The sequence below is a fragment of the Providencia sp. PROV272 genome, assembly GCF_049901975.1.
GTDB classification, from domain to species: Bacteria; Pseudomonadota; Gammaproteobacteria; order Enterobacterales; family Enterobacteriaceae; genus Providencia; species Providencia stuartii.
On record NZ_CP096291.1, the window covers coordinates 2,659,759 to 2,672,927 of the forward strand.

Annotated in this window: 11 protein-coding genes, 4 pseudogenes and 1 CRISPR repeat array; of the genes and pseudogenes, 4 read left to right on the top strand and 11 right to left on the bottom strand. The window is 40.3% G+C overall.

From position 1 onward, the window contains the following. The first annotated feature begins 419 nt into the window (after nucleotides 1-419). The gene (locus M1E93_RS12255; protein WP_060561331.1) at nucleotides 420-1,076 is read left to right on the top strand and encodes a CPBP family intramembrane glutamic endopeptidase; all 657 of its coding nucleotides are present in this window, start codon (nucleotides 420-422) and stop codon (nucleotides 1,074-1,076) included. 220 nt (nucleotides 1,077-1,296) lie between these two features. On the opposite strand, the gene M1E93_RS12260 is transcribed toward M1E93_RS12255, so the two are convergent. Continuing rightward, on the bottom strand, nucleotides 1,297-1,431 hold the full coding sequence (locus M1E93_RS12260) for a hypothetical protein (protein WP_004918846.1): 135 nt from the start codon (nucleotides 1,429-1,431) through the stop codon (nucleotides 1,297-1,299). 207 nt (nucleotides 1,432-1,638) lie between these two features. On the opposite strand from M1E93_RS12260, the gene M1E93_RS12265 reads away from it, so the two are divergent. Together M1E93_RS12265 and M1E93_RS12270 are read left to right on the top strand one after the other, a co-directional pair. After that, nucleotides 1,639-3,369, top strand: a complete 1,731-nt coding sequence (locus tag M1E93_RS12265) for a replication endonuclease (RefSeq protein ID WP_404935920.1) — start codon at nucleotides 1,639-1,641, stop codon at nucleotides 3,367-3,369. 152 nt (nucleotides 3,370-3,521) lie between these two features. Continuing rightward, nucleotides 3,522-5,300 carry an AIPR family protein gene (locus tag M1E93_RS12270; RefSeq protein ID WP_163762059.1) on the top strand — a complete coding sequence of 593 codons (1,779 nt, stop codon included), beginning with the start codon at nucleotides 3,522-3,524 and terminating at the stop codon, nucleotides 5,298-5,300. 417 nt (nucleotides 5,301-5,717) lie between these two features. On the opposite strand, the pseudogene M1E93_RS12275 reads toward M1E93_RS12270, so the two are convergent. From M1E93_RS12275 to M1E93_RS12300, 6 genes and pseudogenes are all read right to left on the bottom strand, one after another. After that, nucleotides 5,718-6,805: pseudogene (locus M1E93_RS12275) on the bottom strand (IS3 family transposase). Between the two features lie 112 nt (nucleotides 6,806-6,917). Continuing rightward, nucleotides 6,918-7,536 (bottom strand): annotated as a pseudogene (locus M1E93_RS12280) (terminase small subunit); the annotation flags it as partial. Nucleotides 7,537-7,902: 366 nt separating this feature from the next. Continuing rightward, the gene (locus tag M1E93_RS12285; RefSeq protein WP_426206966.1) at nucleotides 7,903-8,331 is read right to left on the bottom strand and encodes a lysis protein; all 429 of its coding nucleotides are present in this window, start codon (nucleotides 8,329-8,331) and stop codon (nucleotides 7,903-7,905) included. Between the two features lie 18 nt (nucleotides 8,332-8,349). After that, the gene (locus M1E93_RS12290) at nucleotides 8,350-8,742 is read right to left on the bottom strand and encodes a M15 family metallopeptidase (RefSeq protein WP_014658135.1); all 393 of its coding nucleotides are present in this window, start codon (nucleotides 8,740-8,742) and stop codon (nucleotides 8,350-8,352) included. Next, nucleotides 8,735-9,046: a phage holin family protein gene (locus M1E93_RS12295; protein ID WP_167537612.1), complete on the bottom strand. Its 312-nt coding sequence runs from the start codon at nucleotides 9,044-9,046 to the stop codon at nucleotides 8,735-8,737. The genes M1E93_RS12290 and M1E93_RS12295 overlap by 8 nt, the downstream gene beginning before the upstream one ends. Before the next feature lie 147 nt (nucleotides 9,047-9,193). Beyond that, the gene (locus tag M1E93_RS12300; RefSeq protein ID WP_163767551.1) at nucleotides 9,194-9,355 is read right to left on the bottom strand and encodes a helix-turn-helix domain-containing protein; all 162 of its coding nucleotides are present in this window, start codon (nucleotides 9,353-9,355) and stop codon (nucleotides 9,194-9,196) included. Nucleotides 9,356-9,497: 142 nt separating this feature from the next. Between M1E93_RS12300 and M1E93_RS12305 the strand changes: the two genes are divergently transcribed. Continuing rightward, nucleotides 9,498-9,830 carry a hypothetical protein gene (locus M1E93_RS12305; RefSeq protein WP_014658133.1) on the top strand — a complete coding sequence of 111 codons (333 nt, stop codon included), beginning with the start codon at nucleotides 9,498-9,500 and terminating at the stop codon, nucleotides 9,828-9,830. Between the two features lie 332 nt (nucleotides 9,831-10,162). Here M1E93_RS12305 and M1E93_RS12310 read toward each other — a convergent pair whose 3' ends face one another. The 4 genes and pseudogenes from M1E93_RS12310 to M1E93_RS12325 form a co-directional block, all read right to left on the bottom strand. After that, nucleotides 10,163-10,639 carry a DUF1643 domain-containing protein gene (locus M1E93_RS12310; protein ID WP_163762062.1) on the bottom strand — a complete coding sequence of 159 codons (477 nt, stop codon included), beginning with the start codon at nucleotides 10,637-10,639 and terminating at the stop codon, nucleotides 10,163-10,165. A gap of 36 nt (nucleotides 10,640-10,675) precedes the next feature. Then, nucleotides 10,676-11,455, bottom strand: a pseudogene (locus tag M1E93_RS12315) (antitermination protein). Nucleotides 11,456-11,499: 44 nt separating this feature from the next. Further along, nucleotides 11,500-11,856, bottom strand: coding sequence for a Ref family recombination enhancement nuclease (locus M1E93_RS12320; protein WP_141173636.1), 357 nt, complete (start codon nucleotides 11,854-11,856; stop codon nucleotides 11,500-11,502). Then, a pseudogene (locus tag M1E93_RS12325) lies at nucleotides 11,825-12,190 on the bottom strand (DUF1367 family protein); the annotation flags it as partial. The pseudogene M1E93_RS12325 and the gene M1E93_RS12320, both read right to left, overlap by 32 nt. Before the next feature lie 9 nt (nucleotides 12,191-12,199). Then, nucleotides 12,200-12,647: direct repeats of the CRISPR family, unit length 28 nt; unit sequence TTTCTAAGCTGCCTATACGGCAGTGAAC. Nucleotides 12,648-13,169: the final 522 nt, after the last annotated feature.

Below are 13,169 nucleotides of genomic sequence, written 5' to 3' on the forward strand. Positions count from 1 at the left end.
CATACGTATCATTCTCGCTCTGGGAGATTAGCGCCGCCTCATTACAGACGACGATATTTTGTTAGTGCGTTACTGATAAACCGTTTAGTCCATTCTTCCTGCCAAGGAAAGAGCAGTAAATGGAATATACGAGGGTAAGCCACACTCAGGATTACGTGGGTCGTTAATCATCCCCTAATCAATGATAAATTGGGCTGGATTGTCTTTGTCACATGCTCTTAATGCAGGAAATAGCTCAGTATTTTTAAATCAAATGGGAAGGAGTTGGCTTAGTCAATTCCTTACATTTAGGGGCTATTTAATATAATCCACTTAAGCGCTTCGACAATGGCAAATGAAACAAAACCAATATTTTTTGGTTTTTTATTGGTAATACATTAAAATCAATGTTTATAAACAACAAAACAATGTGGATAATAATGATATCTATGGACAGAGTTCTACACAGCTTGGTCTGCGTCAGTTTTTTTGTAGGTTGGTACTTAATTCAGTATGCCTTACTGGCATTTCCTGGAATAACCACCTATAACGATGCCTTAGCCGCTTGGCCCCTATTTACGATTCTATTTATCTTACCTTATTCCCTGTTCTCTCGAGCATATTACCAGAAACAAACCGGGCTAATGCCTTTCGGCACAGTACGATTTTCAGATCTCAGGCTTCCAATAATAGCAATGGTCATATTATCTGTTGCAACTATGTTTTACGGAGAAGATGAAACATCGATACTTGAGATGCTCGCCCTATCACCATTGCATCAGTTTATTCTGGTCGTGTCAGTCGTTTTCGCAGCGCCAATTATTGAAGAAATTATTTTCAGAGGCTTTTTACTGAATGCCGGAATGGGCTACGGCCCAAATGGCAAGCATGTGATGATTATTATCACCTCTGTACTATTTGCAATGATACACCATCAATATAATTCACCTGCCACATTTATTATGATTTTTGTGATGTCCGTTATTTTTTGCCATGTCAGAATTCAGACTAATTCGCTTATGGCACCAATTATTTTGCATATGATTAATAACGCCGTGGCAATGCTTTTATTGTTTCTTTTAAACGACACCCCCTAAGGGGCATCCTGCCCCCCACTTAAATGTGACTAACACATTTTTATTTAAAATAATGGTGCTTACCCCTACGGAAAACAGGTTCAATTTAGTTTCTGCAGATAAGCACCATTTATCTAAATTACTCCTTAAAAATGCATAAATTCTCAATGAATAAAACGTACGTAAAATAGGTGTAATTTTGCATAACCTATTTTTTCGCTCAAACGGCTATTTCCAGTAATTAACCCATTAGTTTTTTATAAGCGTCGGCAACTTCTTGTGAAATCATGTTTGCAACTTCGGTTTTGATAGGTTCGCCGCCTTTGCTGGTTAATTCAGTTCGGGTTTTCACCATCCCTAAATGTTGTGTGGCCATTTTAAGCGCATCACCTTAATAGCGAGTGATTGCCTCAACGCCAAACTTCCCCTCCTTCCCCCCACAAATAACTGGCAAGATGCACCGGCTAAAGTCCCCCAATCTGGTTTAGCCATCGTGTTTATCTTCTTCGCTGATTAAAAAGCCCACTCATAAAAATAGATTTTTGATTGTCCCGCTGTCACGTCATTAGATGCTCGCAAAGTTATTGCCGCCGTTCAGCGCCTAACCAATACAGATTATTGGTATCGCAAATTAAAAGCCCATCGTACCCAATGGCTTGAAGCCTTGATGATCGCAAATATGGATGTTTGCCAGAATCGCAACCCCTACGCCAGTAAACAAGCCATTCGAGCTGTGCAAGCGCAACGTTTATCTAATATGCAGTATTTACAAGGCATGGATATTGAAGACGTTGAAACGGGTGAGCGGTTTGATCTGTTCGATAAAGTGATGGCAAGTGTTTCAAACCCTGAAATTCGTCGCATGGAATTAATGGCGCAAATGGCCGGCATTGAACGTGTAGCGAAAGAACGTGGCGATATCGGTATGTTTATTACCAGGACCTGCCCTTCTAAATATCATCCAACAAAACTGCGTAAGCGTAAGAAAGACGTGATCGCTGCGCTTAATGGTAAATGGAAAAATGAGGCCTACACACCAAAAGACGGACAACAGTACTTAGTCAAAGTCTGGTCGCGTATTCGTTCTGCATTTAATGACAATAACATTAATGTTTATGGTGTTCGGGTTGTTGAGCCGCATCATGACGGCACGCCTCACTGGCATATGCTGTTATTTGTTGATAAAGCCAGCCGTGCAAAAGCCATTGAGATTATGCGTAAACGCGCTTTAAAAGAAGATGGTGACGAGGCCGGCGCACATAAGTACCGTTTCGAATGTAAGCACATGAATCGCGGCGGTGCTGTGGGTTACATTGCAAAGTATATCGCTAAAAATATTGATGGTTATGCGCTTGATGGCGAGATAGACAACGAAACAGGCAAAGATTTAAAAAGCATGGCGGCAGCGGTTACTGCTTGGGCTTCTACTTGGCGCATTCCTCAATTTCATTTTTACAAACTTCCCTCAAAAGGTGCTTATCGTGAATGCCGTCGGCTTCCGCGAGGCGTTTCGATTGCTGATCAACTCGGTGATGTTGCGGAGCGTGTTCGCGCCGCTGCCGATGGTGGCGATTTCTTTGAATATGTGATGTCGCAAGGTGGGCCATGTATTCGTCGTAAAGAAGAAACGATACGAGTTGCACGTGAAGTCAGTGATGTAAACACATACGGCGAAGAGGTGCAGAAAGTGGTAGGTATTTATAACCAGCTCGCAACCGGCAAACCAACACTCAAAACGCGTGAAAGGCAATACAAGATTGTGAAGAAAAACACCGATGCTGCGAACGATGGTCTTTTAAAAAGCGCCATCGGCGCGCCTCGGAGTCCTGTCAATAACTGTAGATCGCGGATCACATCAAATCTATCAGATGTGCAATTTTACGAGCCAGAGCACTGCTCTGGTGAAGTATGCAACATAGAGGAATACGGTTTTGCGTTTATTGAAACAGACGCTCAGAACGCGGCAGGAAGCGAAATTTCACAGGGTAGACAGCAGCGGCAAGTATCACGAATTGAATTAAATGAAGAGGAAAGCGAATTAAGGCCAGAAATTTGCAGTTTTATGCAGAAAACAGGCTTTGATCTGCCAACTGAAACCATGGCCAACATGTTTATTAAAGGTATGGCCATCAAAGATGATGACCGTATTTTCAGGTTTGACGGTAGACAAGTGCGGGTTATTGAGTCTGAATTAGTCATAAAAAAACGAATTCAAGCGGTAAAAATGAAAAAAGAAGCTGATTTACAGCGGAATAGGGAGCGTTGCATCGAAGCACTGGTGCGCATTAAAGAAAAATATAATAATGAACCATAAGGCAATAATCTAATTTAGAATATTTATTTTTACGATTGACAAATTATCTCAATATATTAATTTTATTCTCAATAAACGGCGATTTTAATTTTTCTTTTTGAAAAATAAAATCAGTACTAAATATATTCTCAGTATGACTTAATGGAATTTTTATGGCCTTTGTAACAGAATTAACACAAGAAGATAATGCAACTCCGGCTATGGCAACTGCCAACTTAACAGCAATCAGACTTGGTGTTACTTTACGTGAGCGGTTTGAAGAACATATTCATAAACGTGAATGTTCTATTGGGCAATCTGACTATGAAATAAAAATGGCAAGTAGAGCTATTGCTGCTTTTGTAATACACCATTTAAGCCAAGTTGATGATTATATTTCAGGGGCATCGGTATGTGATAGCTCTCACGATGGCGGAATTGATGCTATTCATGTAAATCACACTGAAAAAACTGTTGTTGTCGTACAATCAAAATTTTCCCAATCAGGTAGTTCAACATGGACAAACGCAGACTTTCTTGTATTTAAACAGGCGTGTGATCATCTAATCGAAGAAGAATATGAACGTTTTGATACTATATTACAAAGTAAGAGAGAAGATATTAGCAAAGCACTTAGTTCAATTGATTATAAATTCCTATTTGTTATGGCTCATACAGGAAAGCGTGGAGCGGCAAATATAATTCTGTCGGACATGCAACAATGGCAGAATGAACTAAATGAATCTGCATCTTTAACTAGCGAATTACCAAATAACGAATTACCTTTTCAAGTTCACTTAGTTTCCTCTGAAGATATTACTCAATGGAGACATGCACAATCATCAGCAGCCGTTGATTTAGACGATGTTGAATTAGAGCAATATGGGAAAATAGAAACACCATATACTGCATTCTTTGGTATAATTAGTGGTGATCAGCTATCCGAATGGTGGAAGCTACACTCCTCAAAATTGTTTACAAAAAATATTCGTAACTTACTTGGCAAAACAGAAGTTAATGAAGCGATAAAAGAAACCGCGCAAAATGACCCTGATAATTTTTGGTTTTATAATAATGGCATTACAGTTTTAGTTCGCTCCATTGAGCCACATAGGCGGAATAAAACAAATCAGCGAGATGTCGGACGTTTTAATTTTAGAGACGTGAGCGTCATTAATGGTGCTCAAACAGTGAGTAGTATAGGTTCACTAGATACTGTCGATGAGGATACATTAACAAAAATAAAAGTTCAGGCTAGATTCATACAAATTCCACAAGGCGCTTCAGAAGATATTATAAACTTAATAACTAGAGCTAATAATCATCAAAACCGAGTTCTAGGAAGAGATTTTGCATCTCAGCATCCTCAGCAACTGCGTCTACGTGATGAATTAATTATCGAAGGATACATATACCAATTACTCAGAAGCGATGTGTCTACCGATGAATTAGGGGAAAAACACATTGATATTGATGAAGCGCTAGATGCTTTAGCGTGCTTAAGTTGCAGGTCATCCACCTTATCACTATTAAAAGTCCAACGAGGTAAGTTTTTCGATAATCTTGAAGGACCTGCATACAAAGCATTATTTAACTCTTCAGTTAGTGGGGTCTCTCTCATTAATGCGGTTTTACACCACCGAGTTATTGATAACAAAATCAAAGAAATGCTAGTCTCAACTAACCGACAAGAAGATAAAAAACGCTATGGGATTCTTACTCATGCCAATCGCGTATTTGCTGGGTATATCCTTGATAATACACCAAGACTTAAAACTGCAAGGGAAATTATGACTGTCAATGTAAATCGAATTCATGATGAACTAGAGCGTATTTTATCAGTAACAGAACATTTCATTGAAGCAGAATACCCTACTGCATATCCAGCTCGTTTTTTTAGTAACGTAGATAAAATATCACTCACACTAGAAAAACTACGCGAAGAATCATAATTAGCTATAAGTTTAAAATATTGAACCGTCGAAAGACGGTTTTACATTTCCACGAACAACTTCCGCAATTCTCCGCCACAATCCGCAATATTAAACAAGGATCGTTACCTGCACGAAGCACCACCACTGGCGCGGCTCAGGCGATCTCTTGCAACTGCATGAAAAGCGCCCTATTTAGTGGGCAGGCGAGGCGGGGCTACGATTGCGCGGCGACATGTTTGTTGTTAATTATCCGTCCGCAAAATCTCAGCGTCACAGAGGCGTTAAAATCAATTATTCACCGCGATAGCAATTATTTTTGCGTTGCTTACAATGGTGCACAGAGCGCTTAAATCGCTGTTTGATGAGGTTTAATTTCTGCGGATTAGTCTTGGTGGTGCGGTAATCCCCCGTTTTTAACCGAGGTTATAAGTAGAATCAGGTCATTCGTTGTAGATGTTGCATTGGGGTATAGCCATTCAACGCCATGTTCGGTCGTTCGTGATTATAAAACCATTGCCACCGTGTAGCATAGTCTTGTAATTCATCCAGTGATGAAAACAAGTATTGCCCTAACCATTCATAGCGGACTGTCCGATTATAACGCTCAATGTAAGCATTTTGCTGCGGATTACCTGGCTGGATAAAGTTTATTTTGATATCTTGCAGATTAGCCGATGATATCAATATATTACTGGTGTATTCTGGCCCATTATCACAGCGTATGGAAACCGGTTTTCCTTTCCACTCAATAAGTTGCTCTAGTACTCTTACAACCCGACTCGCCGGCAGGGAAAAATCCACTTCAATAGCTAATGCTTCACGATTAAAATCATCGATGATATTCAATAAACGGACTGAGCGCCCATCCGACAGTTGATCATGCATAAAGTCCATTGACCAACATTCATTGCTCGTTTCGGGTACCGTCAGTGGCTCGGGCTTATCCCGTTTTAGGCGTTTCTTCGGCTTTATTCGCATGTTCAGTGACAACGCACAATAAATTCAGTAAACCCTTTTGTGGTTAAATCTTAAGTTTTTTACGTTTCGAAGGTATAAAAAGCACAAGCCAAATCCCCAGTTGCGCTGGCTATCAGTGATGCGTATCAGCCAGTCAGCTATTGCTTCATTTTCTTTACTCAGTTTAGCTTGATAACGATAGCAACTTTCGCTCACTACAAATAACTGGCAGGCAAAACGTACGCTGATATTCCGTATTTTGACAGCTTCTTGCGCCATCCGCTTTCGATGCGATGGCTTCACCACTTTTTTGCCATAGCTTCCTGAATGATCTCAGCTTTCAACCTTTCTTCTGCATACATTTTTTTGAGGCGGCGATTTTCCTCTTCCAGTTCTTTCAAGCGGGTCATCATGGAAGCATCCATCCCACCAAAGCGTGAGCGCCACTTATAAAAACTGGCGTTGCTCATACCATGTTCGCGGCACAGTTCAGAAACAGGCGTTCCCGCCTCAGCTTGCTTAAGGATGGTGATAATTTGGCTATCGGTAAAACGTGCTTTTTTCATAGAGATCTCCTCAGTTCAGATTACGAGAAAATTCTACTTATTAATACACCGATTTTTCGGGGGGATTACCGGGGCGCTTTATTGGCTAACATGTTTTTTTCACAGCATCTTAATATTCGACCGCATCACGCCACTGATAATTAAATCCAAATCCCCAACAATGGCGACAACATAATCGACGATATTCGGTTAGCTCATTTACGTCTGCAGTTGCAATATCCCACCACATTTTTAATACGGCATCTTGGGTTATCTCGGTTCTACGTTCTCGTTCTGCTAGCGCGTCCGCGATTGCTCTTGAAACCTTAGCATTTCTTAGCATTCGAGTAGCATTTACATAAGCTGTATTGCCTTCGCCTTTATAACCGGCTCGCTTATATGCAGCAGCTCGATTTAAGTCGATAAGATACTCGTTAACGAATTTGACTTGTGAGTCATTAAGCCCGTAGTTGCGCACATCAAAGGTATTTTCATCATCGTGCGCACTATCATGTTCTCTACTCTGCGCAGTTGGTATTGCGCTATTACATATAGACTCTTTTGCGCATTCTTTTTCGTGCGCAGTGCGCAATTTCTTTTGCGCAGATTGCGCAGCTGGCCTTTTAATATATCGCCTTGCTGTTGCGTAATTAAGTCCCTGGTCTTCACTCCACTCTTTAGGGGATATTCCTGATTTAGCATGCTCGGTGAGGAACTGTTGCTGTAGCGTCCCCCCAATCCGGTTTAGCCATCGTGTTTATCTCCTTAGCTCATTAAAAAGCCAATCAGTGTGAATAGGCTTTGTGATGAGATACAATCATAAAAATGAAACTACTTTGTCGGGACAGTTAAATTATAATGTTGGACTTTATATCTCAATATCACATCATATCCATAACTCTAGGGGTATTATCTGCAATTTTTTGGGTGGCTGCCGCATTCGTAAAATCTAAAGTAAGCCCAAATCGAGTTCAATTAACATTTGGAGACGGGAGAGATCCTGTTGATTTACATAATTTTCTATTAACTACTAGCAAGCAAGCTCGCTTTAATGGAATAGCCGCTATTTTTGCTGCTAGCTGTGCTATTTCACAAATATTTGGTATTTAGATTCTCAATTACCAGCATTCCTTTTTTACATATTCTTGCAGTCCCTTAATCATCTGTTCTGACTCTGCAATTCGCTCTCTGAGTAACCAATAATTTCGGATAGCGGAGTCAGTAGGTCTGGCGGTGATTGCATCATCCAAGCCGGTGGCGGTGGTGCCTTCGGCTTTTTTACAGCTGGCTTTGATGTACACCCGCTCAGGATTGCGCTCAGCAGCAACACGCAGCTTGTCAATTTCAGTTTTTGCATTTGTTAGCTCTTGGGTATGTTTAGTATCGAGTTCGTGAAGGGAATCAATACGCCGTTCGTAGTTTTGAATGCTATCAATGAGCCCTGAGTTTTCTTTTTTCAGTAGATTATTACTATCGTGAACAGTAACAACCCACCACCCCAGCCCCACTACCATGATAAATAGCCAAAATGACTTATCGAATTTCATTACAAACCCCAATAAGCATTAAGCCGGATATGATTTATGTGTTAATTGGAAATGAGGACCATCTTTAAAGCTCTTCCAGTTTCCGCCCCACTCTAGATCGACATTAAGCTCTTTGGCAGCTTGCAACATTGCATCAGCAACTAACTTGAACTTAGACCAATCGTTCCACGGAATTTCACGATTAACCAACGGTGCGCAGTCAACAGCGTGTCCAGTTAAGTGGCGACTATTCATAGTCTGGCTAGCGCCATTTTTCACTAATTGTCGTTGGCGAGCTTCAGTTCGCTTACCTTCGATAACCATAAAATCAATATTGGTTAACTCGATCGCTCGACGGGTCACTTTAACTAAGTCCGGATGAACACCACGTAAATTCTCTTCACTGCGTTTACTGAATTTAAATTTACTCACCTGATACCTTCCTTAAAAAACGCTTTTCAATTGTTTTAATGAGTTCAGCACCAGACCAGCCAGCAAAGCCAGCTGCTCCTCCAGCTATTTCAGGAACCCATTGATAGTAACTAGATGCAAGAAATACAATTGCGCCAGCAAATACCGCAACAATTGCTTGTAAGATAAAAGTCCGCCAGCTGAACCTCTCTCCGTTTAAAACCTTATATGCATAGCTGGCAGCCACGCCGAGCATGGTCATCAATAAGATAAGCACCTCGCGGAACCAGCTATAGTTATTTGGATCTCTATGTGGCATACGCATATCCACCCCCGATGGAGTGTTCCATGATTTAGTTAATAGGTAGCCAACCGCAACGTCATTGCAGTAATTAAACGTGTTAATAGTGATTTGCGGTGGCTGTATACGAAAAAGGCCGCACTAGGCGACCTCTTGGTTAGATGTTTTGCACTATAATAATGAAAGGGTTAGTCTATGCCCCATTGCAATAATAGCTTGATTAATAGTGTCAATTTTAGTTGAGTGTTGAAGATTAAAAAGCCGGGTGATTTCCTGCTTTTTAACTCCCATCTCTCTCGCTAGATCTGACTGTGTTAATTTTGAATCAACCAATCAATCAAAGATACTCACTTAAATACAAAAAACACATTCCATTAAATATTTTAATATTAATTAGCTTTTGTTGCTTTAATTAACTACAGTTAAATTGAATTTCAAAAACTTAGTCTATTAATAAAATTTAAGCGAGGTTTTTATGGAAAGGCGCCGTTATATAGTTTTCAATGTTAAAGGGTTTTCTAGTATATATAATGACTTTGCGGGGGAGGATATTCCTTTTAGGTTAATGCTAGAAAGAGCTAGCGGAGGGACAGAGGTGGTTAATTTAAATCTACACTCAAAACTTGACATGATGTTCTACCAAACACTGCTCTCATATTGCTATGGATCGCCATCTTTTTCAAACCCTAATAATTTATTAGGCCCTAAGTATCTAAGGGCTGGAATTTCGTTAGATGATAGCGGCCTGATTGGCTTTGATATGTCAAACAACATTATACCAGACAATGATGTATATGACGATAATTAATAATTAACAATAAATAATCAACTTTCGATATTTAAGCCATTTGATACTGAATGGCTTTTTTCTTTAATTCATCTAATTACTAACTTTAATCATATAGATATGCTTAATTCAGCAATAAGCCACTTAACAATATCAATAAATTAAACCCACTCGAACTCATCAAACCCCTCAAAATCATCAAACATATATAAACCTCTATAGTGCGAAAAACCCCGCGATTGCGAGGCCTTTAATTGGTTTAATGCGACTAGGTATAGAATGCCCATTATTAGAAGATAATAAGCCAATTTTATGCAAAATGCAAAGACTCTTACTTTAAGTGTTGATGTGCTTTACTTAAACGGAGTTGGTTCAAAATCAAGACTTAGCCCTCTCGTATGGCTTGGTTCTCCGCTTTTGTTTAGATTTAAATAAAATAACTTTTCTAAAAATAGCTTTTTAACAACCTCTGATCTTCCATTCAATTGCCCAAGATCGCCCCACATGGCTACAATCATATCGACTTTGTCAGCGTTATCCTTCAAATATATATCATTCTCAACCCCAATTGGGTCTGAGCTATTCAGCAGTTCTTTCGGGTCTGTTGATACTAATCCAAAAAGGTTGCACATAATGATACCACCGAATCCCCACGCTTTGGCCCTATTGATACATGTTGAAATAGTTCTGTCGGTGACTTTGTCAGTTGCTTTGGACGGATTTAGTCCAATAAACATAACCGTTTTTAGATCCTGGTCCCATATGCGTAACAGCTCATATCTATAAATATTGCGTTCTGAAAATTTAGCCGATTGTTCAGTAAAAACCATAAGCCTCACCACATTTAATTCATAGCACCATTAAACTTACTTAATCACTGAGCTAAATTTACGCTCAGCGATGCTTTCCTCAATATAGCATTTAGCTGTTAATTTCTCATAAAATGGTTTCCAATTTCGTGACCATGACGATTGGGTTAAATCGGGTACTAGGTGCTTTATTGCATTGTAGGCTACTGAAGATGGCACACGGTTGAAACCTTTACCCGCGCAACGAGGGCAATCTTTAAATACAGGCACGCCCTGCAGCTTAGTTTGAATGTCATCTAATACCTTACCTCGCCCTTTGCAGCGGCAACGGTGCGCTATTTACCCTTTTCCATTGCAAGAAACACATAACTCATCCACCTTTTCATTTTCAATCCATGGCTCAATAACCACTGCTCCGTCTAGTCTCGTTATACCAGGATGTTTGACTACGTCCTTACGCTTATAAATAAGGCCCTTACCGCTACATGCTGAACATGGAAAAACTGAACCTACTGAACGGGCATAATCTTCAAATGCCATCTTGGCCAGAATAATTAAGCAACAACCCAATTCCTTACCCGCGGCTTTACGAACTAGTTTAGGTGCTACTTTAAGTGCATATTGGGTCAGCGCCTCTACTGTAGAAAATTTATCTTCTTCGCTGATATCATTCTTCGCTAGAAAGGCTGTCATACCGAACTTAGCTTGTGATTCAGTCATCCCCATAGCTGCCATGATATCTGTTCCCGTTATTCGGTCAGGAGATGTACAACCTGCTACATTACCGAATGTAGGTGACTTAGGGTGAAAGTTTTTAAGTGTATTTTCGAGTTTCATTGGTTCACCACCTATTACACATCAACAATATTTTTTAATGGCTATCAGATACGACATGCGCGCAGCTCCATGACTTCTCTTTTGGTTTGCTCAAGCAATTCCGCTTCGGTACCGTGAATTTGCTGCCATGTTTTTGGGGCCGCATGAAAGCCGGTGTCATAGCTAGCGCGGTGATGAGGCGGGCATAACGGCAATACATCTTTATGACTAGCACGCTGCGCTATTCCCTGCCCTGTTCGTGTATGATGGATTTCCGCAGGAATTGCCCCATACCCCATGTTTCTACAACAAACACAGCCAAGTTCGGCTACATCTGATAACCACTGCTTCTCTTCTTTGGTCTTTGTTTTTGGGTCATTGGTCTTGCCTCTAGGTAAAATCCAATAGCTGGCCAGCTGCATTTTCAGCAGCTTGTTGGGTGGGAAATTTACGGAATAGAATGAAGTTCCAAAGCACATCGAGTGTGGCTTTGTAGAGTTCGCCAAAAGCTAGGTCATCCATTCTTGCAAAGCTGATTGATTTAGCGACACGGCGTAGGCTACCGTCTGGCATTTCGAACGTTTCATAACGGCCAGATTGCTCTACTACCCAATAGCGGAAAGCATCAAAGGATTTGGTTGCTGGGATATTGTGAGCACGTTTTTGTGCTACATCGTCTAAATAAACATCTGTAGCTGACTGGAGGGCATCATCATTATCGGTGTAGTAAGCAAGGAATTTAACGTAACCACACACTGCTATCTGTTTCTAAGCTGCCTATACGGCAGTGAACAAGATAATTGCTATCCAAAACGTGTTTATAGATTTCTAAGCTGCCTATACGGCAGTGAACCAGTTGAGGCAGGTTGTGAGCCTTGTTTGTATTTTCTAAGCTGCCTATACGGCAGTGAACGTCTTGGTGGTGCGTCAGCTGGCATGGCAATATTTCTAAGCTGCCTATACGGCAGTGAACTGACATAAATACTACTAATTCCTGAGCTAAGTTTTCTAAGCTGCCTATACGGCAGTGAACAGCGCGAAAATAGAAGCGCGCACCTGCTTTAATTTCTAAGCTGCCTATACGGCAGTGAACACTCGCACCATGATCACATCGCCCCGAAGTCATTTCTAAGCTGCCTATACGGCAGTGAACATGAGCAAATGGCTATTGATGCCTTGTTTAATTTTCTAAGCTGCCTATACGGCAGTGAACTATAAATTATCATGAAAAAAACCATGTTCAACAATAAATTACATCTGATTTTATGAAAAATACCTTCTATATTTCAGTGATTCTTAACACATTGATTTTTAATCAATAAATTTCAAGTAAAAAAATAAAGGGTAAAAAAGAGGAAAACAGTGCATCTTCTATACCCATCAAAATTAATAGTGACACGTTAAATTTGAACTATCTGTGAGATTTTGTGACATCAATTTTAGCCCGTGTCACCCATGAGTTACCCAGCATTTATGAGCCTCACTTAAATAACTATCAGTAGCTGATCATTACCTCCCTTACACACTTTTTATTCAGCACTACCGAGCGGACACAATGAACAGCCATCAATGCTCACATAAAAAGATAGTTGGCTACGTTATACAGCGCCCTGCCTGACCTACATATTACGCAATTTCTTGGGAGAATCTCTAATCCCTGTTCACCAAGAAATAGCTCTATCTTAGTCACACCTAATTCCTTTTGTCGTTTGCGTTTTTCTATTTTACGTTATGC